Below are 23,185 nucleotides of genomic sequence, written 5' to 3' on the forward strand. Positions count from 1 at the left end.
CGAGGTGGAAACGGTGAGCTCGTTTGACCAAACGATGCAGTTTCATTTTTCCGAGGAGCCGGCCGAGACGAACGTTCGCGAAGTGTTGTTGACGGTGTATGGCGCCTTGCAGGAAAAAGGCTACAATCCGATCAACCAAATTGTCGGCTACTTGTTGTCCGGCGACCCAGCTTACATTCCGCGCCATAAAGATGCGCGTGCGCTCATCCGCAAAATCGAACGCGACGAATTAATCGAGGAATTGGTGAAATTCTATTTACAGGGGCAACGAAAGGATTAACCTGATGCGGACGCTAGGATTAGATTTGGGAACGAAAACGCTCGGCGTTGCCGTTAGCGACGAACTCGGCCTTACAGCGCAAGGATTGGAAACGATCGCCATTGATACGGAGCGCGGCGACTACGGCTTAAAGCGGCTGCGCGCCATCATCGATGAGTACGGCATCGATACGATTGTCGTCGGGTGGCCGAAAAACATGAACGGCACGCTCGGGCCGCGCGCTGAGGCAAGCGAGCGGTTCGCCGCCAAATTGCGCGAGGAGTTTTCTTTGCCCGTTGTGCTTTGGGATGAACGGCTGTCGACGATGGCCGCCGAACGGATGTTGATCGCTGCCGACGTCAGCCGGAAAAAGCGGCGGAAAGTGATCGACAAAATGGCGGCGGCCGTCATTTTGCAGTCATATTTGGACAGTAAACGATAAATTGGAGGAGAAAACATGGAACACGGAGACCGTCATATTACGGTTGTCGACGAACATGGCAACGAGCAGCTGTGCGAAATTTTGTTTACGTTTGAATCAGATGATTTCGGCAAATCGTATGTGTTTTACTATCCGGTCGGCGTCGAGGCGGAAGATGAGAACGGCGAGACGGAAGTGCACGTTTCCGCCTTCATCCCTGGGGATGAGAACAAAGAAGGCGAACTGCTCCCAATCGAGACGGAAGAAGAGTGGGACATGATCGAAGAAGTATGGAATACGTTTTGTGCTGAACAGGAAGAGGAAGACGACGAATAACGGACAGCAGAGGGGGGCCAAAAGGATCGGGGCCCCTTTTCTTATTGTCGTATTATGCGCTGAGAAACGATAAGTTGTGTTCCATGCAATGGTTCAGACATCTTCTTGTTTGTCCGACAAATGTTGCGAAGGGCTTCGATTGACCGGCGCGTTTCCTCCCCTGGCTTTGCATTTTTTGACCGTCAAGGGCGAAAAATGCGGAACTTTGTAGTATAATATGGCCGGGTGAAAGGAGGACAAAGATGAAACAGAACGATTTTAGGGCGCCAGAGGCGCGGCTTGTGCGGAAAATCGTCTTGATTGTCTGTGCTGTTCTGCTGGCGGCGTTTGTCATTGCCGGCGCCAGCAGTTTCTTATACATCCGTTCAGCGCTTAAGCCCGTCGACCCGAATGACCGCACCCCGGTCCATGTCTCGATTCCGATCGGTTCATCGGCGGCGGCGATTGCCGAGCAGCTCGAACAAAAGCGGCTCATTAAAAGCGCGGCCGTGTTTCGCTTATATGTCCGCTGGAAAAATGAATCCGGCTTCCAGGCTGGGGAGTATGAGTTGACGCGGGCGATGCCAATGGCGCGCATCATCGAGCTGTTAAAAACGGGGAAATCGCTAAAAATCGGATTGAAGCTGACCGTTCCGGAAGGGTCGCAATTGGTGCAAATCGCTGACCTCATTGCCGCGAAAACAGGGTACAAACAAGAACAAATTATGAAATTGCTTAACGATCGCGCGTATATCGAACGGCTGATGAAAATGCACCCGGATTTGTTGACTGATGATATTTTTCACAAAGGCATCCGCTATCCGCTGGAAGGCTACTTGTTCCCGGCGACGTATGTGTTTGCTGACGAAAAGCCGCCGCTCTCAGAGATCATTGAGGCGATGGTGGCGAAAACGGCAGCTGTGCTTGACACATATAAGGCAGCGATGAAAGAAAAGAACATGTCGCCGCATCAGCTGTTGACGATGTCGTCGCTCATTGAGGAAGAGGCGACGGAAAAAGCTGACCGCGAAAAAATCGCCAGCGTGTTTTACAATCGGCTGCACCGCGGCATGCCGCTTCAAACCGACCCGACCGTTTTGTACGCCCTTGGCGAACATAAAGAGCGTGTGTTGTATAAAGATTTGCAGGTCAATTCGCCGTACAACACGTACATGCATAAAGGGCTGCCGCCGGGGCCGATCGCCAACGCCGGCGTAATGTCGATCGAAGCGGCGCTTGAACCGGCGGCGACCGACTATTTATACTTTTTGGCGACACCGGGCGGCGAGGTCATTTTTACGAAAACGTTGGCCGAGCATAACCGGGAAAAGGCGAAGCATATTGGAAAACAATAGGTCAAAACGGAAGGTAATGGCCGGTGGGGTGAAACGGCTTCGCTTTTCCGTTGTTTTATGGTAGTATAGTTGAACAGACCAACGATAAGAGTCCTTTGCGGCTCTTATTTTTCATGACGACAAAGCGCAAATGCCGGGTTGTATATAGATGCAATTGGAAGCTTTACCATTTGTAGTTTTTCCCGAGTATTTGATCGACTGTCGGGCGACCGAACAACGCCGCTTAAAGACCCATATATGGGTCTGTGAAGCAGGCCGGTTGTTCGGTCTTCCGTCACGCCAAGGCGTGACGGAGGCAAGCCTGTGGCTTGCCTCCGACAGTCGAAAAGGGGCAAACCGCTTTTCCGTCAAGGATATATTAAACTTCTTCGTTGCATCTATATAGTTCAACTTTGGCGAGCGCTTTTCAGTTTGCTGACGGCAGGGAGGAATTCCTCTTGCTTTCCCATGACATTGTTTCGTACTTGCAAAAGCTGCGTCCGGCGCCGGATGAGGACATTGAGGAGATGGAGCAGTACGCCTATCGGCATCGCATACCGATCATGGATCCGGTGAGCGTCGAAGTGCTGTTATTCATCTTGAAGCTGATCAGGCCGCGCCGCATTTTGGAAATCGGCACGGCGATCGGCTATTCGGCGATCCGGATGGCAAAGGCGCTGCCGGATGCGCGCATTGTGACGATCGAAAAAGACCGGGAGCGGTATGAGCGCGCCCGTTTTTACATCGAAAAGACGAACACCAAGCGGCAAATCGAGGCGGTGTTGGGCGATGCGCTCGCGGTCGAGGCCAATGTGGCGGCCGCCGCGCCGTTTGATGTGCTGTTTATTGATGCCGCCAAAGGGCAATATGAGCGCTTTTTTACGCTCTATGAGCCGTTTGTGGCTGCAGGGGGCCTCATCATCAGCGACAACGTCTTGTTTAAGGGGCTCGTCGCCGCCGAAGCGCCGGCGGACAATCGACGGCTTTGGAACATCGCCCGAAAAATTCGCCGCTACAATGAGTGGCTCATGAGTCGAAGCGGTTATGATACGGTCATCATTCCGGTCGGCGATGGGCTCGCCATATCGAAAAAACGAGGTGAAGAACAGTGAAAAAACCCGAATTGCTCGTGACGCCGACGAGCGTTGCCCATATCGACGAGCTGGCTGAAGCCGGAGCGGACGCGGTCATCATTGGCGAGCAGCGCTACGGTTTGCGGCTTGCCGGCGAATTTTCCCGCCATGATGTCGCTGCCGCCGTCAAAGCCGCCCACCGGCGCGGCATGAACGTGTATGTGGCGATGAACGCCATTTTCCATAACGATAAAGTGGACGAGCTTGGCGACTACGTCGCGTTTTTGGCTGATGTCGGCGCCGATGCCATCGTCTTCGGCGATCCCGCGGTGCTCTTGACTGTCCGAGAAACGGCGCCGCACATGAAGCTCCACTGGAGCACGGAGACGACAGCGACGAACTGGTATGCGTGCAACTATTGGGGCCGGAAAGGGGCGAAGCGCGCCGTCTTGGCCCGCGAGTTGAACATGGACGCCATTTTGGAAATCAAAGCCCATGCCGAAGTGGAAATCGAGGTGCAAGTGCACGGCGCGATGTGCATGTACCAATCGAAGCGCTCGCTGATCGGCAGCTATTTTGAATATCAAGGGAAAGTGATGGAAGTTGAACGGAAGAAGTACGAAAAAGGGATGTTTCTTTACGACAAAGAGCGCGACAACAAATATCCGATTTTTGAAGACGAAAACGGCACGCATATTATGAGCCCGAACGATGTTTGCATGATCGATGAGCTCGGCGACATGGTCGAGGCCGGCATCGACAGCTTTAAAATTGACGGGATTTTGCACGAGCCGCGCTACATTACCGACGTGACGAAGCTGTACCGCCGCGCCATCGATTTATGCGCCGATGACCGCGAGCGGTACGAACGGGAAAAAGAGGAGCTGCTTGCGGCCGTTGAAGCGCTTCAGCCGCCGCATCGCCGCATCGACACCGGATTTTTCTTCAAAGAGACCATTTATTGAGAAAAGGAGGGAAGCAGCATGCTTTTAAAAAATGATCGCATCTCTGAAATCATTGACGGCAAGCGCGTCATTGTGAAAAAGCCAGAGCTGCTCGCCCCGGCCGGCAACTTGGAAAAACTGAAAATCGCCGTCCATTACGGCGCAGACGCCGTCTTTATCGGAGGCCAAGAGTACAGCTTGCGCGCCAACGCCGACAACTTTACGATCGAGGAAATTCGCGAAGGGGTCGAATTTGCCAATCGATACGGAGCCAAAGTATACGTAACGGCCAATATTTACGCCCATAACGAAAACATCCCTGGCCTTGATGACTATTTGCGGGCGCTTGAAGATGCCGGTGTTTGCGGCATCATCGTCGCCGACCCGCTCATCATCGAAACGGCGCGCCGGGTGGCGCCGAAGCTTGAAGTGCATTTAAGCACGCAGCAATCGCTTACCAACTGGAAAGCGGTCCAATTTTGGAAAGAGGAAGGGCTCGAGCGGGTTGTGCTCGCTCGTGAAGTGGGCGCAGAAGAAATCCGGCAGATCAAAGAGAAAGTCGATATTGAAATCGAGGCGTTCATCCATGGGGCGATGTGTTCCGCCTACTCCGGCCGCTGTGTATTGAGCAACCATATGACGGCGCGCGACTCAAACCGCGGCGGATGCTGCCAGTCGTGCCGCTGGGATTACGATTTGTATCAGCTCTCGGACGGCCGGGAAATTCCGTTGTTTGAAAAAGGGGACGCCCCGTTTGCGATGAGCGCGAAAGATTTGAACTTAATCCGCGCCATTCCGGTGATGATCGAATTGGGTGTGGATAGCTTGAAAATTGAAGGGCGGATGAAATCGATCCATTACGTGGCGACGGTTGTCAGTGTCTACCGGAAAGTCATTGATGCCTACTGCGCTGACCCAGACCATTTCACGATCCGCGAAGAGTGGGTGCGGGAGCTGGAGAAATGCGCCAACCGCGAGACGGCGCCGTCGTTCTTTGACGGCTTCCCGGATTATACGAACCATATGTACGGGACGCACAGCCGGAAAACGACGCATGAATTCGCCGGTTTGGTGCTTGGCTATGACCCGGAGACGGGCATCGCCACCGTCCAGCAGCGCAACCATTTCCGCCCGGGCGATGAAGTCGAATTTTTCGGTCCGGAAATTGAAAACTTCACCCAAGTGATTGAGAAAATTTGGGACGAAGACGGCAACGAGCTTGATGCGGCGCGCCATCCGCTGCAAATCGTGAAGTTTAAGGTCAAGCGCCCTCTCTTCCCGTACAACATGATGAGAAAGGAGAATTAAGATGGGGAAGAAGCCCGTTGTCATCGGCGTCGCCGGCGGCTCCGGCTCGGGGAAGACGAGCGTCGCCCGCGCGATTTACGACCATTTCGGCGACCGCTCGATCCTTGTTTTGGAGCAAGACTTTTACTATAAAGACCAAAGCCATCTTTCGTTTGAAGAGCGGCTGAAGACGAACTATGACCATCCGCTGGCGTTTGACAACGATTTGTTGATTGAGCATATTCATAAGTTGCTTCGCTATGAGCCGATTGACAAGCCGGTGTACGATTATACGCTGCACACTCGCTCAAGCGACGTCATTCGCGTGGAGCCGAAGGATGTCATCATCGTGGAGGGCATTCTTGTCTTGGAGGATGAGCGACTCCGCAATTTAATGGACATTAAAGTATATGTCGACACCGACCCGGACATCCGCATCATCCGCCGTCTCATCCGCGATATGAAAGAGCGCGGCCGCACGTTCGATTCGGTCATCGAGCAATATTTGTCCGTCGTCCGGCCGATGCACAACCAGTTTGTCGAACCGACGAAGCGCTACGCGGATGTGATCATTCCGGAAGGCGGACAGAACGTCGTCGCCATCGATTTAATGGTGGCAAAAATTCGCACAGTTCTTGAACAAAAAGCGGTTTTGTAATAACATAACAGAGACAAAACAATATATTATATAACAAGTAAGCGTACGAACAGCCGTTTTTGCTGTTCGTACGTTTTACATAATGCAGAATATATAGAGGAGTGAGATGAATGGCGAACGAAAAGCAGTATCCGATGACGAAAGAGGGAAAAGAGAAACTGGAACAAGAGCTTGAGTACTTAAAAACGGTCAAGCGGAAAGAAGTGGTGGAGCGCATTAAGATTGCGCGCGGGTTCGGGGATTTGTCGGAAAACTCGGAGTACGATGCTGCCAAAGATGAGCAGGCGTTTGTCGAATCGCGCATCCAAATGCTTGAAAACATGATCCGCAACGCCGTCATCATTGAAGAAGACAAAGAAAACCCGGACGTCGTCTCGCTCGGCAAGTCGGTCACGTTCATTGAACTGCCGGACGGCGAGGAAGAAACGTATACGATCGTCGGCAGCGCCGAGGCCGATCCATTTGAAGGAAAAATTTCCAATGACTCGCCGATTGCCAAATCGCTTCTCGGCCGCCGCGTCGGCGATGAGGTGACGGTGCAAACGCCGGGCGGGGAAATGCTTGTGAAAATCGTGGCTGTGAAATAAAGGCGGCCGACCTGAACAAGCGGCGGTGTGCGAAGCGAAGAAAATTGCCGCCGTTTGACGTTTCAAACGGAAACACCTCGTCAACACTGATGATGAGGTGTTTTCTTTATGTGGAAAAAGCGAACGCTTGTCATGCTTGCTCTCATTCAATTTGGCTTGTTGTTGCTTATCGGGCGGCTCGCGCAAATTCAGCTCATTGACACCGAGTCGTTTGCCAATCATAATTTAATTGCCGAAAGCGTCGCCCAGCGAACACAAGAACTGATCATTGACGACGGGCGCGGCTCGTTCATCGACCGAAATGGCGCGCCGCTCACGAAGCGATACGTGCCGTCGCTTGTCTTATTCCCGTTTTTAACGGCAATGAAATGGCCGATGGAACAAGTCGCCCGCATCGCCGGCGTCTCTGAAGAAGAGATTCGCCGCCAACTTGAGCAGGCGGACGGTCCGTTCGTCTTAGAGAAGGATGGAGAGCCGCTCGCCTTGAGCGCCCAGCAAATGAAGCAAATTAACGATTTGCGCATTCCGGGGGTATTTGCCGTCAACAAGCAATATCCGCTGGAAACGGTGTACGCCCCGCATTTGCTTGGCTTCACCCGTCCAGATCAGGAGCTCATCAAGAAGCGTTATCCAAAACGGCCGCTGCCGCCAAAGACCGAAGTGGGCATTCAAGGACTTGAGAAGGCGTTTGATGAATTTTTGCTCGCCGACGGCGAAACGAAGCTGCTTTATCACGTTGACGCCGAAGGGCGGCCGCTGTTTGGGCTCGATGTCAAATACAGCGACACGGGCAACCCGTTTTATCCCGTCACCGTGCAAACGACGCTTGACCGTGACTTGCAGCAAGAGATGGAGCAGATCGTTGACCGATACGGGTTGAAAAAAGGCGGTCTCGTTTTGCTGGATATTGACACAAACAGTGTGCTCGCCATGGTCAGCCGCCCAAACATGGACCCGCGTGATCCGTACAAAAACCGCGGGGCGGAAAACCAAATCGTGTTGCCGCAAATCCCTGGCTCGATTTTGAAAACCGTCATTGCGGCCGCGGCGCTTGATGAGGGGCTCGCCTCGCTTGAGACAACGTTTGACTGCAGCCGAAAAATTGACGGCAAAACCCGCGATGAGGAGCATGATTACGGCATGCTTGATTTAGCGGACAGCTTTGCCGTCAGTTGCAACAATGCGTTCGCCACGCTCGGCAAGCAGTTGATCGAGCACGATCCGGATGCGTTTGAAACGTATGCGAGAAAGCTCGGGCTGTATCCGACGGCCGGATGGGAAGGGGCGGTGTACCATGAAGAGCATTTCCGTCAGTTCCCGGAGGAGCAGAAGGGGACGATTTGGCATGATCCGCGCGACAAGCGGGTGCCGCTTGCGGTGGCGCAAACGGCGATCGGGCAAAAAAATGTACGCGTCTCGCCGCTTGGCGTCGCCAACATGATGGCGACCATCGCCCGCGGCGGCGAAGCGCTTCAGGTGCGGGCCGTTGACAAAGTGCTGTATAAAAACGGTGCGACCCTCTTTTCGTTTCCGCCTCAACCGGCTTCAGACATGGCGCCGATCGCGCCGCAGACGGCCGAAGAGCTGCAACGGCTTTTGCGCGGCGTTGTCACCAAAGAGGATGGCACCGGCCGCCGCTTCCGTTCGCTGCCGTATCCGGTCGCCGGCAAATCCGGGACGGCTGAGACAGGAAAAATGGACGGCGGCGCTGAATTGATTAATAAATGGTTTGCTGGCTATTTTCCAGCCGACCGTCCGAAATACGCCCTTGCTGTCGTTGAGCTCGACTGCCCGAGCGGGCGGGCTTCGACGAATGATGTGTTCGCCGCTGCAGTCGAGGCGCTTTATGCTTATGACCGCGCCAAAAATGAAGTGAAGTGACGAACCAAATGTAAGGGGAATCCATGTTTCCAGCACGAACATCATCCAAAGAAGGGAGAGGAGACGGTGGCGCAAATCGAGACGCGCTTTGCCGCCCGCGCCAAACGGCGGAGGATCAACCGTTGGCTCAACGGAGCCATTGCCGTTGTCGTGCTGCTCATTTTGATTGTCGGCGGGAACTTGCTGTTTGGCGGCGAACCGAGCAAGAAGGAGATGGATCGCGAAGCCAAAACAGAAGCGGCCAATGCGAAGCGGGTGGAAGTGGAAACAGGCGAAGCGGCGGCGCCGACGGAAGCTGAAACGCCGGCCGAGGAAGAAGACGCTGCTTCCACCGATGAAACGAGTAATGCCGGTGTGACAGAAACGCCGGGCCCGCCGGGGTCCAACGTTGAAAAAGAAATCGTCAATCCGGCATGGCAGCCGATCGGTACGACGCAATCGGAGCCGCATGAAACGGTGTTTAAGAAAGATTCCGTCGACTGGAAGGAAATGCTCGATGCCGTCAGCTATGCGACCGGCATCGCTCCGGAGGAGATGATCGTTTGGTTCATCGGCAACAACGGACCGAACAAAGCAGTCGCGACGATTTCGACGAAAGATCAAGCCGCCCATTACAAAGTGTACATTGAATGGGTGACGAACGAAGGCTGGAAGCCGACGAAGGTGCAAAAGTTGAAACAAAAGCCATAAGCGGCATGATGAGGGGAAGCGGAGATATTCGAAACGTTGGCGGCATCAGTGAAACAATGGCGGTTCACCAGCGGCGGAAACATACACAGGCGCCCAAAAACGAAGGGCGCCTGTTATTTTTTCGCTTTGAAATGAACGACTGCGCTGTAGAACCGCTTTCCGTTTTCCATGACGTGCATTTGATGGGATACATGATGGACGGAAAGCAAGAGCGCCTTGTTATGTTCAATTTGTTCGTTGATTTTTTTCTCGAGCGTCCGCAAGTCGTCCGCTTCAAAAAATTCGATTTTGTCCTCGATCAAATCAAGAGAAATGTTCGGCATCGTTCTTCCTCCTTTCCATTGTCAGTGTAGCAAATTTTCCCGCCCTCATCCACCGATGTACAAGGGGGAACAATACGAACGAAACATGATCGTTGAACAAGGGAAAAACATATGCTACAGTAAGAGCAGGCAATACGAAAAAAACATACTATATTTATAGGAATTATAAACTTTTTTGGGGTGTGACCATATGGGCAGAGAGTTTCTTGACTTGTTTGAGCAATGGGCGGAATCGTATGACCGATCGGTCGAAGGATACGATGAGCAATATCGAGACGTGTTTGCCGGTTATGACCGCATTTTAAGCACGGTCGCCGACAAAGCCGGCCAAGTTGTGCTCGAGTTTGGCGTCGGCACAGGAAACTTGACGAAAAAGTTGCTTGAGCGCGGCAAGCGGGTGTACGGGATCGAGCCATCGGCGCCGATGAGGAAAAAAGCAGCGGAAAAGCTCAGCGGGCGAGCGGTCATTCTGGACGGCGATTTTTTGCAATTTCCGACACCGCCGGAGCCGATCGACACGATCGCCAGCACGTATGCGTTTCATCATTTGACGGATGCGGAAAAAGACGAAGCGCTGGCCAAATATAGTCAATTGCTCCATCCGGGTGGTAAAATAGTGTTTGCCGATACGGCGTTTCGCGACAAAGAGGCGTTCCGCCAGGCGATTGAGGAAGCCCGGGCGCGCGGCTTCCACGATTTGGCCGACGATTTGGAACGCGAATATTATACGACGCTTGACGTATTGGCATCACTGTTTTCCAAGCATGGCTTTTCCGCCTCCTTTGCGCAGCAAAACGCGTTCGTCTGGGTGATGGAGGCGGTGAAACAAACGACATAGAAAGAGGGAGAACGATGAAAGCAGCCATTATTGGAGCCATGGAAGAGGAAGTGGCGATTTTGCGTTCGCGCATGGAAGGGCGCGAGGAAACGGTCATTGCCGGGTGCGAATTTTCCAAAGGGCGCCTTGACGGCGTGGAGGCGGTGTTGTTGAAATCCGGGATCGGCAAAGTGAACGCCGCCATGGGAACGACGCTTCTGCTTGACCGCTTTCGCCCTGACTTCGTGATTAACACGGGGTCAGCTGGCGGATTTTTGCCTTCGCTTCGTGTCGGAGATCTTGTCATTTCCAAGGAAGTCGTCCATCATGACGTCGATGTGACCGCGTTCGGCTACGCTTACGGGCAAGTGCCTGGCCTGCCGGCCCGCTACCGGGCGGATGAGGCGCTTGTTGAGGCGGCCAAGCAGGCGGCGGCGCGGCTTGATGGCCTGCAGGCAGTGACCGGCTTGATCGCCACCGGCGATTCGTTTATGAACGATCCAAAGCGAGTCGAATTTGTGCGCGGTCAGTTTCCGGAATTGTGCGCCGTCGAAATGGAAGCGGCGGCGATCGCCCAAGTGTGCGTGCAATTTGGAACGCCGTTTGTCATCATCCGGGCGTTGTCTGATATTGCGGGTGAGGAGTCGGACGTGTCGTTTGAACAGTTTTTGGAGACGGCGGCGAAACATTCGGCTGAACTTGTCTTGTCGATGCTTTCCGTTATGAAACAGAAGCGCGATTAAGATGCAGCGAAAAAGCAGCTTGTCTATGTTCTCGACTGTCGGAGGCAAGCCGCAGGCTTCTTCCGTCACGCCTAGGCGTAACGGAAGACCGAACAACCGCCTGCTTCACAGACCCATATATGGGTCTTTAAGCTGCGTTGTTCGGTCGCCCGACAGTCGATCGAATACTCGGTAAAAGTTGCAAATGGTGATGCTTCAAATTGCATCTATATAAGTTGTAATAAAGATTTTCCGATTGCTCGATTCTGTTTTCCTTCATACAAGTCAGTTTGGTAGAATGCGGCGGGCGCTCTACTGGATGTAAAACAAAGTTTCAACTTATATATATAGACAACAAAACACCGCCGTTTTGCTGCTAAACTGAGCGTGAAGAAACGGAGTGACTTGTATGCGCGTAGCAAAAAGCATCCATGAGTTGATCGGCCATACGCCGGTTGTCGAAATTACGCGCTTCCCCCTCCCGGAAGGCGTTCGGCTGTTCGCCAAGCTTGAATACTTCAACCCTGGCGGAAGCATTAAAGACCGGCTCGGACAAGAGCTGTTGCGCGAGGCGTTTGCATCAGGAAAACTGAAAGAGGGGGGCACGATCATCGAGCCGACGGCCGGCAACACCGGCATCGGTCTGGCGCTGGCAGCGATCGGCAAAAACGTGAACATCATTTTTTGTGTGCCGGAAAAATTCAGCATCGAAAAGCAACAGCTGATGAAGGCGCTCGGGGCGCAAATCGTTCATACACCGACTGAAGAGGGAATGGAAGGGGCCATCCGCAAAGCGGAGGAGCTCGCCCGCACGATTCCAGGGGCCTATTGCCCCCAGCAGTTCCAAAACCCGGCTAACCCAAGGACGTATTACAAGACGCTCGGTCCGGAGCTGTGGGACGATTTGGACGGACAGATCGACATTTTTGTCGCCGGCGCCGGCTCCGGCGGCACGTTTATGGGGACAGCGACGTTTTTAAAAGAAAAAAACCCGGCCATTAAAACGGTCATCGTGGAACCGGAAGGCTCGATTTTAGGCGGCGGCAAGCCGGGTCCGCATCGGACGGAAGGGATCGGCATGGAGTTTTTGCCGCCGTTTATGGATCCGGATTATTTTGATGCCATCTACACGATCGCGGACGATGACGCGTTCCGGCGCGTCAGCGAACTCGCAAGACAGGAGGGGCTTTTGGTCGGCAGTTCGTCTGGCGCCGCGTTTCATGCCGCCTTGATGGAAGCAGAGAAGGCAAAGCCAGGGACGAATATCGTCGTCATTTTTCCGGACGGGAGCGAACGCTATTTAAGCAAACACATTTATGAAGGTGGGAGGTAACGATGAGGCGGAAAACAATGCTCATTCATGGCGGCATTCCGGGGGATCCGCATACGGGAGCGGTGTCGGTCCCGATTTATCAAGTGAGTACGTATAAGCAAGAAGAAGTTGGAAAGCATAAAGGGTTTGAATACTCGCGCACCGGCAACCCGACGCGCGCGGCGCTTGAGAAGCTGATCGCCGATCTCGAGGGCGGCGAAGCCGGCTTTGCGTTCGCTTCCGGTATGGCGGCCATTACGGCCGTCATGATGTTGTTTCAAAGCGGCGACCATCTGGTGCTCACTGACGATGTCTACGGCGGCACGTATCGCGTCATGACGAACGTGCTGAATCGGTTCGGGCTTGAGGCGACGTTCGTCGATACGAGCGATGTCGCCAACATCGAGGCGCACATCCGGCCGAATACGAAAGCCATCTATATCGAAACGCCGACGAACCCGCTGTTGAAAATCACTGACTTGCAAGCCGCCGCCGCCATTGCCCGTGCGCATGGGCTGCTATTGATCGTCGATAACACGTTTTCCACTCCGTACTTTCAGACGCCGCTTGAGCTTGGCGCCGATATCGTCATCCATAGCGCGACGAAATATTTAGGCGGCCATAGCGACGTCGTCGCTGGGTTGGCGGTTGTCCGCACGCCGGAGCTTGCCGAACGGCTCCATTACGTGCAAAATTCAACCGGCGGCGTGCTCGGGCCGCAAGATTCATGGCTATTGATGCGCGGGATGAAAACGCTCGCCGTGCGGATGGAGGAACATGAAGAAAATGCGCGCCAAATCGCTGTTTTTTTGGCTGAACACAAGGCGGTCAAGCGCGTCTATTACCCCGGGCTTCCGGATCATCCGAACCACGAGTTGGCGAAAAAGCAAATGCGCGGATTTGGCGGCATGATTTCGTTTGATGTCGGCAGCTTGGAGCGCGCCGAGAACGTGCTGTCGCGCGTGCGCTACTTTACGCTTGCCGAAAGCTTAGGGGCGGTCGAAAGTTTAATTTCGTTGCCAGGGAAAATGACGCACGCCTCCATCCCGAAGGAACGGCGCGAACAGCTCGGCATTACCGACGGCCTGATCCGTTTGTCGGTCGGGCTTGAAGATGTCAACGATCTGCTTGACGATTTGGCGCAAGCGCTTGGCTGAAATTGCCGCTCCCCCCTTCCGTCCATGTATGATACAGTGAAAGGGGAGAGGAGGGATCGGGCTTGAACGAGCAGCAACGAAACGAGCTGCGGGCCAAGGCGGGCGACTTTAAAACATACAGCCTCGTCTTGTTCGCGTTTGGAGCGTTTCTCTATTTCGGAACGATCATCCCAGGAGCGGTTGAGACAGCGAAAAAGCCGTTCGCCCTATTGGCAGTCGCCGTCTGTTTTACCGCGTCGCTTTCCTGTTTGCGCCAAGCCGCCCGCTATGCCCGCCGTCTTGAGGAAGAAGAAAAGCGGTTCGAACCGTAAACCTGCCTTTTGGCCGAAAGGCGGGTTTTTGTTTAGCCACCATGCTGGCGTTCAAGGGAAAGCAAGCTTTTTGCCTATTTTGCAAAAAAACGGTTTACAATGGAAATAATTTTGGATATAATTGCCTACGTAGCATCATTTCCAAAGGGAGGTCGAAGACAATGACAATGATGATGTGGACAACAGTAATGCATCCATTCTATCAAACGGCTATTCGACCTTCCGCCGACCGGGAATGAACGTGCACCGATGACGAAAAACAGCGATCAGGCCGCAGAAGGGGAGTAGTCTCGCTTTCTGCGGCCTTTTTGCACACTGAGCCGCAGAAGCGCTTTCCTTCTGCGGTTTTTTTGCATGGAAAGGAGGTGGGGAGGCATGACGATCCATTTGTTTTTTATCACGATCACGATTGAGCGGAGAAAGCCGCGGCAGCGGAACATCGAAGAGGAGCGGTTCGCCCGTGCAGCCGAGGAGGAGCTTGTTGACCGCAAATGCTTTTTCCATCAACGATTGTTTTAAACATTTCCAGCAATGAAGGATGAAAGGGGAGAAGATTTATGTCCATTGTACTCGTATGGCTTGTGACGTGGATGAAGCAAAGGGGAGACTCCACTTGACTCAGTCTAAAGGGATGCGATGGGTGCTCCGTGTGCTGTTGTTGACGGTCGAATTTCACGAATTGTTCAAAATAAGGCGAAAGCGTTCCTTGTCTTCTTTGATAAAATAACATCTAGAAGAGAAGGTCAAGGAGGGAACGGGGATGTTCGCCATTGTCATGTCGATCATCATTACCGCGTCGATTGCGCTTGTTGTCGCCGCGGAAGTCAGCGTTGAGGCCAAAGCGTAACGGCGGTTCTTCTGCATCGGGAGGGGGATAAGCAGGCGGACCGCATCAGCAGAACGTTGGTGACAATCGTTTTTGATTGGTCAGGTCATTGCCGGCTCATTTCGGGCCGGTCTATTTTTGTCGTCAAGACACGGACAACATCGCCCCTGCATATACATAACGATAGGCGGTTTCCGCCGATGACAGCAGGCGGGGGTGAGAGCATGTCCGGCATTTTCACGGCGTTTACGTTTCTGTTGAAAGAGCTGACGTTTCTTGTCTCGTATATTAAAAACAATGCGTTTCCCCAGCCGTTAAGCGCTCAAGAAGAGGAAAAGTATTTGGCGCTGATGGCAAAAGGCGACGAGCAAGCCCGCAACCGGCTCATCGAACACAACTTGCGCCTTGTTGCCCACATTGTGAAAAAGTTTGAAAATACGGGAGAAGAGGTCGAGGATTTAATCTCCATTGGCACAATCGGCTTGATCAAGGCGATTGAAAGCTATTCGCCGGGCAAAGGAACGAAGCTGGCGACGTATGCGGCTCGATGTATCGAGAACGAAATCCTGATGCACCTGCGTTCATTAAAAAAAACGCGCAAAGACGTCTCGTTGCATGAGCCAATCGGCCAGGACAAAGAAGGAAACGAAATCAGCCTGCTTGATATTTTAAAAGCCGAAGGCGAAGACATCGCCGATGAAATCCACTTGAACATGGAGCTCGAACAAGTCAAGCAATATATCAGCGTGCTTGATGAGCGGGAAAAAGAGGTGATCATCAATCGCTTTGGCCTCGGTCGGCAACGGGAAAAAACACAGCGTGAAATCGCCAAAGAGCTCGGCATCTCGAGAAGCTATGTCTCGCGCATTGAAAAACGGGCATTAATGAAAATGTTTCACGAATTTTATCGGCAGGAAAAAGAAAAACGGCGGTCATAACAAAAGCGGGTTGCTGGTGCAGCGACCCGCTTTTTCAGTAGTGGAAGAATAGAAATTATTTTAAAAAACTGAATTCTTTCATTTATATCCTTTGATGAAGCGATTTCAATCAAAAATATTGACAGATTTTATTTTTAAAAGTAAAATAATTTTGTCGTCTTTTGTCTAAATTTGTCTAAAGGAGGCGAAAAAGCATCATGCGCAAGATCGGCTTGGCATGGCAAATTTTCATCGGCCTTATTCTCGGGATTATGGTTGGGGCCATTTTTTACGGAAGCCCTAAAGTAGCGACGTATTTGCAGCCGATCGGAGATGTTTTTCTCCGTTTAATTAAGATGATCGTCATCCCGATCGTCGTCTCGAGCTTGATTGTCGGCGTTGCCAACGTCGGTGATGTGAAAAAGCTCGGAAAGTTGGGCGGCAAAACGATCCTTTATTTTGAGATCATTACGACGATTGCCATTATCGTCGGCCTCTTGGCAGCGAACATTTTCCAACCAGGCGTCGGCGTCAATATGAAGTCGCTTGAGAAAACGGATATCCAGTCGTATGTCGATACGACGAACGAAGTGCAGCACCATTCGATGGTTGAAACATTTGTCAACATCGTGCCGAAAAACGTGTTTGAAGCGCTGTCGACCGGGAATATGCTGCCGATCATCTTCTTCTCGGTGATGTTCGGGTTGGGCGTAGCCGCGATCGGTGAAAAAGGGAAACCGGTGCTTCGCTTTTTCCAAGGCACGGCGGAAGCGATGTTTTATGTGACGAACCAAGTGATGAAGTTTGCGCCGTTTGGCGTTTTCGCCCTAATCGGCGTGACGGTGTCGAAATTCGGCGTCGCTTCGCTCCTTCCGCTCAGCAAACTTGTTGTGCTCGTTTATGCGGTCATGGCATTCTTCGTGTTGGTGGTGCTTGGCGCTGTGGCCAAATTGGTAAATACAAATATTTTCCATATTATAAAAATCTTAAAGGATGAATTAGTGCTTGCCTATAGCACGTCGAGCTCGGAAACCGTGTTGCCTAAGGTTATGGAAAAAATGGAGAAATTCGGTTGTTCGAAGGCTGTAACATCCTTTGTCGTTCCGACCGGCTATTCGTTCAACTTGGATGGGTCGACGCTGTATCAGGCGCTGGCGGCTGTCTTTATCGCTCAACTGTACGGCATCGACATGCCGATTTCACAGCAAATCTCGCTTGTGCTCGTTTTAATGGTGACGTCCAAAGGGATTGCCGGTGTCCCAGGCGTATCGTTTGTCGTCTTATTGGCAACGCTTGGCACAGTTGGCATTCCAGTTGAAGGATTGGCGTTTATCGCCGGCATCGACCGTCTTTTGGACATGGCGCGCACAGTGGTCAACGTCATCGGCAACTCGCTGGCGGCGGTTGTGATGTCGAAATGGGAAGGGCAATATAACGAAGAACAAGGAAAACAATACATCGCTGAGTTGCAGCAGCAAAGCGCCTAAGAAAAAAGTGGCTCAGATGTGTTGATTAACCATTAAAAACCAGTTGACATCGTCCTATTCCTAGCTTTTCTGCCGTAGTCGGCAAGCGTGTGGCTTGCCTCCGTCACGCCTTAGCGTGACGGAAGACCGAACAACGCCGCTTCACAGACCCATTCATGGGTCTGGAAGCGGCGCTGTTCGGTCACTCGACAGTCGGATGCAATGACCGGCAAAGACGAAAAATGTTAAAGCTTTAAATTGCATCTATATAGATGATCATCGACACTCGTGAAAGCGGCTGAATGATCAGCCGCTTTTCCCGTTTTGTTGGCAAGGAACGTATAGTATAATGAAAAAATGGACAAGGAAGCGAAAGACAAGGAGGAAAAACGGTGCACGAAGTCATTCAATCGATGTTTTCCTTTTTGACCAGTTTAGGCTATGTCGGCATCGCTCTCGCCTTGATGGTGGAAGTGATCCCCAGCGAGATCGTGTTGGCTTATGCCGGTTATTTGGTAGCGCGGGGGGATGTCTCATTTGCTGGGGCCGTGGCAGCTGGGACAATAGGCGGCACGGTGGCGCAGTTGTTTTTGTATTGGATGGGCTACTATGGCGGACGGCCGTTTCTAGATCAGTATGGGAAATATGTATTGATCCAGAAAAAACATTTGGATGTGGCGGAACGCTGGTTTGCGAAATTTGGCCCCGGCGTCATTTTCAGCGCCCGGTTTATCCCCGTTGTCCGCCATGCGATTTCGATCCCCGCCGGCATTGCGCGGATGAAGTGGTTGCCGTTTACGATTTACACGGTGTTGGCCATCATCCCATGGTCCATCTTGTTTATTTGGTTGGGAGAGCAGCTTGGCCAACGATGGCGGCAAATTGACGAGATGGCGGCGCCATACGTCCGACCGGCTATTGCAGCGGCGGTGGCGGTGGCGGCGATTTACATCGTTTGGCAACGACGACGCCGCGCTGCAGATGAAAACGAGCGCATGAAATAGTTGCCCGTCCGCATGCTGTCGGCTATATTTATACATGAACCATCTTTTGGCTAAATTTTGAGGGAAAATGAGGGACGAACGTGAAACGTTGGATGATCATTGCGTTGCTATTCGCTGTGGGGCTATGGCTTGTGCCATACAGCGTGCCTCTTCTTTTCGCACTTGCGACCGCGCTTTTGCTCGAGCCGTCCATCCGCCGATTGCAAGAAAACTATAAGCTGAAGCGCGCGCACGCCGTCACGGTGATTTTTTCATTGTTCATCATCATTCTTGGGCTTTCCCTTTACTTTCTAGTCGTGATTTTTGTGCAACAAGTGATGGCGCTCTCGCAAAAACTGCCTTATGTGCTAAACGAAGCGACGAAAGTGCTCGACCGCCTCATTCAAACGTGGCAGTCGTATTCCAGCTCCATTCCGCAGGAAATCATCGATTCGCTTGAACGCGGCGTCAATACCGTCGAGCAAATGCTTTTGTCGTTTGCGACCAACTTGACGCAGTCGCTCGTCCATTATATTGCCGCCATTCCGGCGTTTTTGATTCATTTTTTAGTGTATTTGATCGCACTGTTTCTCATTTGCCTCGATTTGCCGCAGCTGAAGCAAGGCATGCGCCGCTATTTGTCCGAACGGACCGAACAGCGGCTTGGGATGGTCGTCGCCCAGCTGAGCAAAGCGGGGATCGGCTTTTTAAAAGCGCAGTTTTTGCTTAGTTTAATTACGTTTTTCCTCGCGCTGTCTGGCCTTTTCGTGTTGGGGGTCGACTATGCGGCGTTGATGGCGCTGGTCATCGTCGTCGTTGATATTTTGCCGATTTTAGGAACGGGTTCCGTGCTTGTTCCGTGGGGGCTCATCAGCATGGCGAACGGCAACAATACGCTTGGCATCGGGCTCATCGTGCTGTTTGTCGTCATCACCGTCGTGCGCCGGATCATCGAGCCGAAAGTGTTTTCCACCAATTTGGGCATTTCCCCGCTCGCCGCGCTCGTCAGTGTCTATCTGGGGTTTCAGCTGCTTGGCTTTATCGGGTTGTTCGTCGGGCCGGTCGTTGTCATTTTGGTTGAGGCTCTTGCCAAAGCTGGAGTCATTAAATGGACGATCAAGCTTTGATTTTTTCGAATAAAGGTCTTTGCGGACGAAGGAGGAAAAACCGGCGAACCGCCGGTTTTTCTGTCTGGACATGGGGAAGAGAGTTTTGGCAAAGCGACGGCTAAAGAAAACCGCCCGCTGAAGGCGCGGCGGTCACTGAGTGGATGTGGACGAATCATTGACGTCGGTGCGCGGCAAAATTAAAATTTCGACGCGCCGGTTTTTCATCCGCCCGGCAGCGGTGGCGTTGGAGGCGATCGGCTTGTATTCGCCATACCCTTTAGCGCTGAAATAGCGCGGGTCGAGTTGCTTGTTTTCAAGCAGCACTTTCATGAAATTGACGGCGCGCATGACGCTCAGCTCCCAGTTGGAAGCAAATTTCTCGTTATGGATCGGCACGTTGTCCGTATGGCCGCTGATCATGATGTTGCGCGGCGGGTTCATGACGAGCAAAGCGGAGATTTCCGCCGCAAGACGCCGGTCTTTCATGCGCACTTCGGCGCTGCCGGAGTCGAATAAAATATCATCCAAAATGGTAATCGCGAGCCCTTCGTCCGTCAAGGAAGTCTGCAGTTTTCCCGTCAGCTTGTTGTCGTGGATGTAGCTGTCGATTTTCGCTTTGATTTGCCCTAATTCTTCTTTTTCCTTTCCGTTTACGGCTGGGGAAGGCTGCTTTGCTTGATGCCGTCCTTCTTCGTCTTGGGCCGGTGGAGTGATCGGCTCGATCGGGCTTTGAAAGTCAAGAACACCTGTTCCACCGGCAAAGGCGGTGCTAAAGGCGCGCGCAATTTCTTGAAACTTCTTTTGGTCGATTTGGCTGCTCGCAAACAAGACGATGAATAGGGCGAGCAATAGCGTCAATAAATCCGCGTACGGAATCAGCCATGCCTCGCTCATATGGTCGTCATGCTTGTTCTTTTTTTTCTTAGCCATTGGCCGTTTCCCCTTGTGTCAGCGCCTGCTGCCGCTCGCTTTCCGGCAAGTATGAGGCGAGTTTTTGTTCGATCATGCGCGGGGCTTGTCCTTCCAAAATGGACAGCACCCCTTCAATCATGATGTAGCGCACGCGCGCCTCTTCCTTCGATTTCCGCCGCAGTTTGTTGGCAAACGGATGCCAAAGCACATAGCCGGTGAAAATGCCGAGCATCGTGGCGACAAAAGCGGCGCTGATCGCCTTGCCGAGCTCGGCGATGTTTTCCATATTGCCAAGGGCGGCAATCAGGCCGATGACGGCCCCAAGCACCCCGAGCGTCGGCGCGTACGTGCCTGCTTGGGAAAAAATCGCGGCATTCGCTTCGTGGCGCTCTTCCATGGCAACGATTTCCTCTGTCATGACATCGCGGATGAACTCTTGCGTTTGCCCATCGATGGCCATGCTGAGTCCGTTGCGCAAAAACGGGTCGTCAATGTCGTCCAATTTCGCCTCGAGCGCCAGCAGCCCTTCGCGGCGGGCGATGTTGGCCCAGTCAACGAACAGTGGAATGAGCTCGTCGATCGACGGTGTGGGCGGTTCAGTAAAAATGATTTTGAACAATTTTGGCACTTTTTTTATTTCCTTCATTGGAAACGCGATAATGACCGCTGCCGCCGTGCCGACGAGAATGATGAGGATGGCGGCCGGATTGATCAATACAGCAGGCGAAACGCCCTTAAAGTACATGCCCAACCCGACGGCAATGACGCCAAGGATGATGCCGATGATCGATGTTTTGTCCAAATGAATCCCCCCGCTTTTTCCATACGAACGATCTACGCCATGAGGCGTTTTGATAAAGAAACCATATTTATCATATACTGAATAAAGGAGGTTGAAAAGGGAAAAAGGTGTGACATGAAAGGGAAAAAGCCGCCCGCTCCATTAGGCTGACGGAAAGGGCAGCTCCGGTGATCATCATATTTTTTTCAGTTTAAACGTGCCGACCATTAAAAACGATAAAATGAGCGCTAAAAACATAAACGATTGTGGCGGAAAGTACGGGATGGCTAAATAACCGAGCGTCATCAGCACCCCGGCGGCGGTGATCGGCAGCCCCGCGAAGTAGCCGTTGTTTTCTGTGATGTTGAAGCGTGCGAGGCGGAAGGCGCCGCAGGCGATATACAAGATGGTGAACACTGCCCCCGGCGCGCCGAATTCATAGAACAACCCCTGATACATCAGCAAGGCGGGAGCGACGCCGAAGGAGACGATGTCGCTCATCGAATCGAGCTGCTTGCCAAGTTCGGATTCAATGTTCATCTTGCGCGCCACAGCGCCGTCAAAGCGATCGACAAACGCTGCTAAAAAAACGAGCAGCACGCTCATATGAAGCTGCCCTTTCAGCGTAGCCAGGACGGAAAAGCCGCCAAGCGACAAGTTGGTCATCGTCAAAATGTTTGCTGCATTGGCTTTCAGCTTTTTTAAGGTATAGTCTAAATAATCCGATAAGAACAAGTTTCTCCACTCCTTTTCCAACAGAAAACGCCAAAAGAAAATTCTACTACCATTATACTCATTTTGGCGGTAATATGGAAGGTAGTAACGAATGGCGATGTTGCGCTACTGGAGGGAACGTGCTTGCGAAAATGGCTTTATCGTTTGTTCATCGAGCTGACCAATCACTCGCTTTCTTCAAAGCTGCTCGCTTCGTTTGCCAAATCGCGCCTCAGCGGTCTATTGATATCATCGTATGCAAAAATTTATCATATTAACCAAGACGAAATGGAAAAAAGCCTAAAAAATTATAAGACGTTGCAGCAACTGTTCATCCGCCGGCTGAAGGCCGGGGTGAGGCCGGTCGACGCTGATGAGCATACGGTCGTCAGCCCGGTCGACGCTGTCATTGAAGACATGGGCACGATTCGAGAAAACTGTGAAATGATCGTCAAGGGAAAGCCGTATTCCATTGCGGAAATGCTCGGCAGCGTTGAAGCGGCACAACCGTATGTGAACGGGTTCTTTTTTATTCTGTATTTAAGCCCGAGCCATTATCACCGCATCCACAGCCCAATATCTGGAGTGATCGAAAAGCAGTGGGCGCTCGGCCGCAAGTCGTATCCGGTCAATCGTCTTAGCTTAAAATATGGGCGTCGGCCGCTCGAGAAAAATTACCGCCTCATCACCGAGGTCACAGCCGGCGGCAAGCGCTTGGCGATCGTGAAAATCGGCGCCATGTTCGTCAACAGCATTGAATTGACCCATGAGAGTGAGCAGCTTGTCAAAGGAGAGGAAATGGCGTATTTTTCGTTCGGTTCAACGGTCGTCTTGCTGTTTGAACGCGGAAGTTTCGCCCCTGACCCGCGCATTGCTGCGCCCATGCCGATCAAAGTCGGCGAGCGGCTCGGCTATTGGTGCGAGGCGCACGAGCACTAAGGCTGTCGGAAACAAAAAAAAGCCCGAAGGCCTTCTCTTATGAGGACAGCTTAATTTTGTGAGTCAATGAACGGCGCTGGATTTCTTTTTCAATCAACTCAATGAATTCCGGGCTGAGATTGAGCTCTTTCGCCTTGAAGTACGACTCGATCAACAACTCGTCGGACAAATGTTTCATCGGGGGTGTCCTCCTTTTTTGGATGGAATAGGACAAGCCTGTCATACATATAATGGTAGGTTACTTACAATGTACCATGACTTGGGAGAGAGAACAACCGTTCTGTTATCCACAGAAGGTGGTGGATAACATGTGGAAAACATGTTTATAAAACGCAGGAAGTGTGATGACTAGCTTGTGTATAATGTGGGCAACAGTTATCCACAAGATGGACAGTCGCGAAATTTGTCGAAAGTTTTTTCTATTTATCATCGGTAAACTTTGTTTTG

General features: G+C 52.3%; 27 protein-coding genes. 22 read left to right on the plus strand and 5 right to left on the minus strand.

Going from position 1 to position 23,185, the window contains the following annotated elements:
- Positions 1 to 13 precede the first annotated feature (13 nt).
- The 11 genes from ETR37_RS06135 to ETR37_RS06190 all read left to right on the plus strand — a co-directional run bounded on the left by ETR37_RS06135 (position 14) and on the right by ETR37_RS06190 (position 9,449).
- A complete protein-coding gene (locus ETR37_RS06135) occupies positions 14 to 280 on the plus strand; it encodes an IreB family regulatory phosphoprotein (protein WP_011232033.1) in 267 nt (88 codons plus the stop codon).
- Positions 281 to 284: 4 nt separating this feature from the next.
- The gene (gene ruvX, locus ETR37_RS06140) at positions 285 to 701 is read left to right on the plus strand and encodes a Holliday junction resolvase RuvX (protein WP_129447045.1); all 417 of its coding nucleotides are present in this window, start codon (positions 285 to 287) and stop codon (positions 699 to 701) included.
- A 15-nt stretch (positions 702 to 716) separates the two neighbouring features.
- Positions 717 to 1,016 (plus strand): DUF1292 domain-containing protein, encoded by a 300-nt coding sequence (locus ETR37_RS06145; RefSeq protein WP_011232031.1) that lies wholly within the window; start codon positions 717 to 719, stop codon positions 1,014 to 1,016.
- 242 nt (positions 1,017 to 1,258) lie between these two features.
- A complete protein-coding gene (gene mltG, locus ETR37_RS06150) occupies positions 1,259 to 2,350 on the plus strand; it encodes an endolytic transglycosylase MltG (RefSeq protein ID WP_020754572.1) in 1,092 nt (363 codons plus the stop codon).
- Positions 2,351 to 2,787: 437 nt separating this feature from the next.
- Positions 2,788 to 3,441 (plus strand): O-methyltransferase, encoded by a 654-nt coding sequence (locus ETR37_RS06160; protein WP_060787724.1) that lies wholly within the window; start codon positions 2,788 to 2,790, stop codon positions 3,439 to 3,441.
- Positions 3,438 to 4,367: a peptidase U32 family protein gene (locus tag ETR37_RS06165; protein ID WP_020754574.1), complete on the plus strand. Its 930-nt coding sequence runs from the start codon at positions 3,438 to 3,440 to the stop codon at positions 4,365 to 4,367. Before ETR37_RS06160 ends, ETR37_RS06165 begins: the two co-directional genes overlap by 4 nt.
- Before the next feature lie 18 nt (positions 4,368 to 4,385).
- Positions 4,386 to 5,654, plus strand: coding sequence for a peptidase U32 family protein (locus ETR37_RS06170; protein WP_011232027.1), 1,269 nt, complete (start codon positions 4,386 to 4,388; stop codon positions 5,652 to 5,654).
- Position 5,655: 1 nt separating this feature from the next.
- Positions 5,656 to 6,291 (plus strand): uridine kinase, encoded by a 636-nt coding sequence (gene udk / locus ETR37_RS06175; RefSeq protein WP_020754577.1) that lies wholly within the window; start codon positions 5,656 to 5,658, stop codon positions 6,289 to 6,291.
- Between the two features lie 110 nt (positions 6,292 to 6,401).
- A complete protein-coding gene (greA, locus tag ETR37_RS06180) occupies positions 6,402 to 6,878 on the plus strand; it encodes a transcription elongation factor GreA (RefSeq protein ID WP_011232025.1) in 477 nt (158 codons plus the stop codon).
- 108 nt (positions 6,879 to 6,986) lie between these two features.
- Positions 6,987 to 8,759, plus strand: coding sequence for a peptidoglycan D,D-transpeptidase FtsI family protein (locus ETR37_RS06185; RefSeq protein WP_129447046.1), 1,773 nt, complete (start codon positions 6,987 to 6,989; stop codon positions 8,757 to 8,759).
- A gap of 66 nt (positions 8,760 to 8,825) precedes the next feature.
- On the plus strand, positions 8,826 to 9,449 hold the full coding sequence (locus ETR37_RS06190) for a YrrS family protein (protein ID WP_020754579.1): 624 nt from the start codon (positions 8,826 to 8,828) through the stop codon (positions 9,447 to 9,449).
- A 113-nt stretch (positions 9,450 to 9,562) separates the two neighbouring features.
- Here ETR37_RS06190 and ETR37_RS06195 read toward each other — a convergent pair whose 3' ends face one another.
- Positions 9,563 to 9,772: a YrzA family protein gene (locus tag ETR37_RS06195; protein ID WP_025949305.1), complete on the minus strand. Its 210-nt coding sequence runs from the start codon at positions 9,770 to 9,772 to the stop codon at positions 9,563 to 9,565.
- A 190-nt stretch (positions 9,773 to 9,962) separates the two neighbouring features.
- Between ETR37_RS06195 and ETR37_RS06200 the strand changes: the two genes are divergently transcribed.
- The 10 genes from ETR37_RS06200 (at position 9,963) to ytvI (ending at position 19,410) form a co-directional block, all read left to right on the plus strand.
- A complete protein-coding gene (locus ETR37_RS06200) occupies positions 9,963 to 10,610 on the plus strand; it encodes a class I SAM-dependent methyltransferase (RefSeq protein ID WP_033006987.1) in 648 nt (215 codons plus the stop codon).
- A 14-nt stretch (positions 10,611 to 10,624) separates the two neighbouring features.
- Positions 10,625 to 11,332, plus strand: coding sequence for a 5'-methylthioadenosine/S-adenosylhomocysteine nucleosidase (gene mtnN, locus ETR37_RS06205; RefSeq protein WP_020756955.1), 708 nt, complete (start codon positions 10,625 to 10,627; stop codon positions 11,330 to 11,332).
- Between the two features lie 388 nt (positions 11,333 to 11,720).
- The gene (locus tag ETR37_RS06210) at positions 11,721 to 12,644 is read left to right on the plus strand and encodes a PLP-dependent cysteine synthase family protein (protein WP_011232019.1); all 924 of its coding nucleotides are present in this window, start codon (positions 11,721 to 11,723) and stop codon (positions 12,642 to 12,644) included.
- A gap of 2 nt (positions 12,645 to 12,646) precedes the next feature.
- A complete protein-coding gene (locus tag ETR37_RS06215) occupies positions 12,647 to 13,780 on the plus strand; it encodes a bifunctional cystathionine gamma-lyase/homocysteine desulfhydrase (protein WP_021322001.1) in 1,134 nt (377 codons plus the stop codon).
- A 62-nt stretch (positions 13,781 to 13,842) separates the two neighbouring features.
- Complete coding sequence (locus ETR37_RS06220; RefSeq protein WP_011232017.1) at positions 13,843 to 14,091, plus strand: YrhC family protein; 249 nt, start codon at positions 13,843 to 13,845, stop codon at positions 14,089 to 14,091.
- Between the two features lie 375 nt (positions 14,092 to 14,466).
- A complete protein-coding gene (locus tag ETR37_RS06225; RefSeq protein ID WP_013144673.1) occupies positions 14,467 to 14,610 on the plus strand; it encodes a YrzI family small protein in 144 nt (47 codons plus the stop codon).
- Between the two features lie 531 nt (positions 14,611 to 15,141).
- The gene (gene sigK / locus ETR37_RS06235) at positions 15,142 to 15,855 is read left to right on the plus strand and encodes an RNA polymerase sporulation sigma factor SigK (protein WP_011232013.1); all 714 of its coding nucleotides are present in this window, start codon (positions 15,142 to 15,144) and stop codon (positions 15,853 to 15,855) included.
- A gap of 197 nt (positions 15,856 to 16,052) precedes the next feature.
- On the plus strand, positions 16,053 to 17,321 hold the full coding sequence (locus ETR37_RS06240; RefSeq protein ID WP_081212561.1) for a cation:dicarboxylate symporter family transporter: 1,269 nt from the start codon (positions 16,053 to 16,055) through the stop codon (positions 17,319 to 17,321).
- A gap of 371 nt (positions 17,322 to 17,692) precedes the next feature.
- Positions 17,693 to 18,304, plus strand: a complete 612-nt coding sequence (gene uptA, locus ETR37_RS06245) for an undecaprenyl phosphate transporter UptA (RefSeq protein WP_011232011.1) — start codon at positions 17,693 to 17,695, stop codon at positions 18,302 to 18,304.
- An 80-nt stretch (positions 18,305 to 18,384) separates the two neighbouring features.
- Positions 18,385 to 19,410: a sporulation integral membrane protein YtvI gene (gene ytvI / locus ETR37_RS06250; protein ID WP_081132429.1), complete on the plus strand. Its 1,026-nt coding sequence runs from the start codon at positions 18,385 to 18,387 to the stop codon at positions 19,408 to 19,410.
- A 132-nt stretch (positions 19,411 to 19,542) separates the two neighbouring features.
- On the opposite strand, the gene motB is transcribed toward ytvI, so the two are convergent.
- The 3 genes from motB to pssA all read right to left on the minus strand — a co-directional run bounded on the left by motB (position 19,543) and on the right by pssA (position 21,820).
- A complete protein-coding gene (gene motB, locus ETR37_RS06255; RefSeq protein WP_081132430.1) occupies positions 19,543 to 20,322 on the minus strand; it encodes a flagellar motor protein MotB in 780 nt (259 codons plus the stop codon).
- Positions 20,315 to 21,106: a flagellar motor stator protein MotA gene (gene motA / locus ETR37_RS06260; RefSeq protein WP_081132432.1), complete on the minus strand. Its 792-nt coding sequence runs from the start codon at positions 21,104 to 21,106 to the stop codon at positions 20,315 to 20,317. The genes motB and motA overlap by 8 nt, the downstream gene beginning before the upstream one ends.
- Positions 21,107 to 21,280: 174 nt before the next feature.
- A complete protein-coding gene (pssA, locus tag ETR37_RS06265) occupies positions 21,281 to 21,820 on the minus strand; it encodes a CDP-diacylglycerol--serine O-phosphatidyltransferase (RefSeq protein ID WP_013144680.1) in 540 nt (179 codons plus the stop codon).
- Positions 21,821 to 21,943: 123 nt separating this feature from the next.
- Between pssA and ETR37_RS06270 the strand changes: the two genes are divergently transcribed.
- Positions 21,944 to 22,738 carry a phosphatidylserine decarboxylase gene (locus tag ETR37_RS06270; protein WP_081132434.1) on the plus strand — a complete coding sequence of 265 codons (795 nt, stop codon included), beginning with the start codon at positions 21,944 to 21,946 and terminating at the stop codon, positions 22,736 to 22,738.
- Positions 22,739 to 22,775: 37 nt separating this feature from the next.
- Here ETR37_RS06270 and sda read toward each other — a convergent pair whose 3' ends face one another.
- Positions 22,776 to 22,916 (minus strand): sporulation histidine kinase inhibitor Sda, encoded by a 141-nt coding sequence (gene sda, locus ETR37_RS06275; RefSeq protein ID WP_008879941.1) that lies wholly within the window; start codon positions 22,914 to 22,916, stop codon positions 22,776 to 22,778.
- Positions 22,917 to 23,185: the final 269 nt, after the last annotated feature.

The organism is Geobacillus sp. PK12, assembly GCF_004123125.1.
In the GTDB taxonomy this organism is placed as follows: Bacteria; Bacillota; Bacilli; order Bacillales; family Anoxybacillaceae; genus Geobacillus; species Geobacillus zalihae.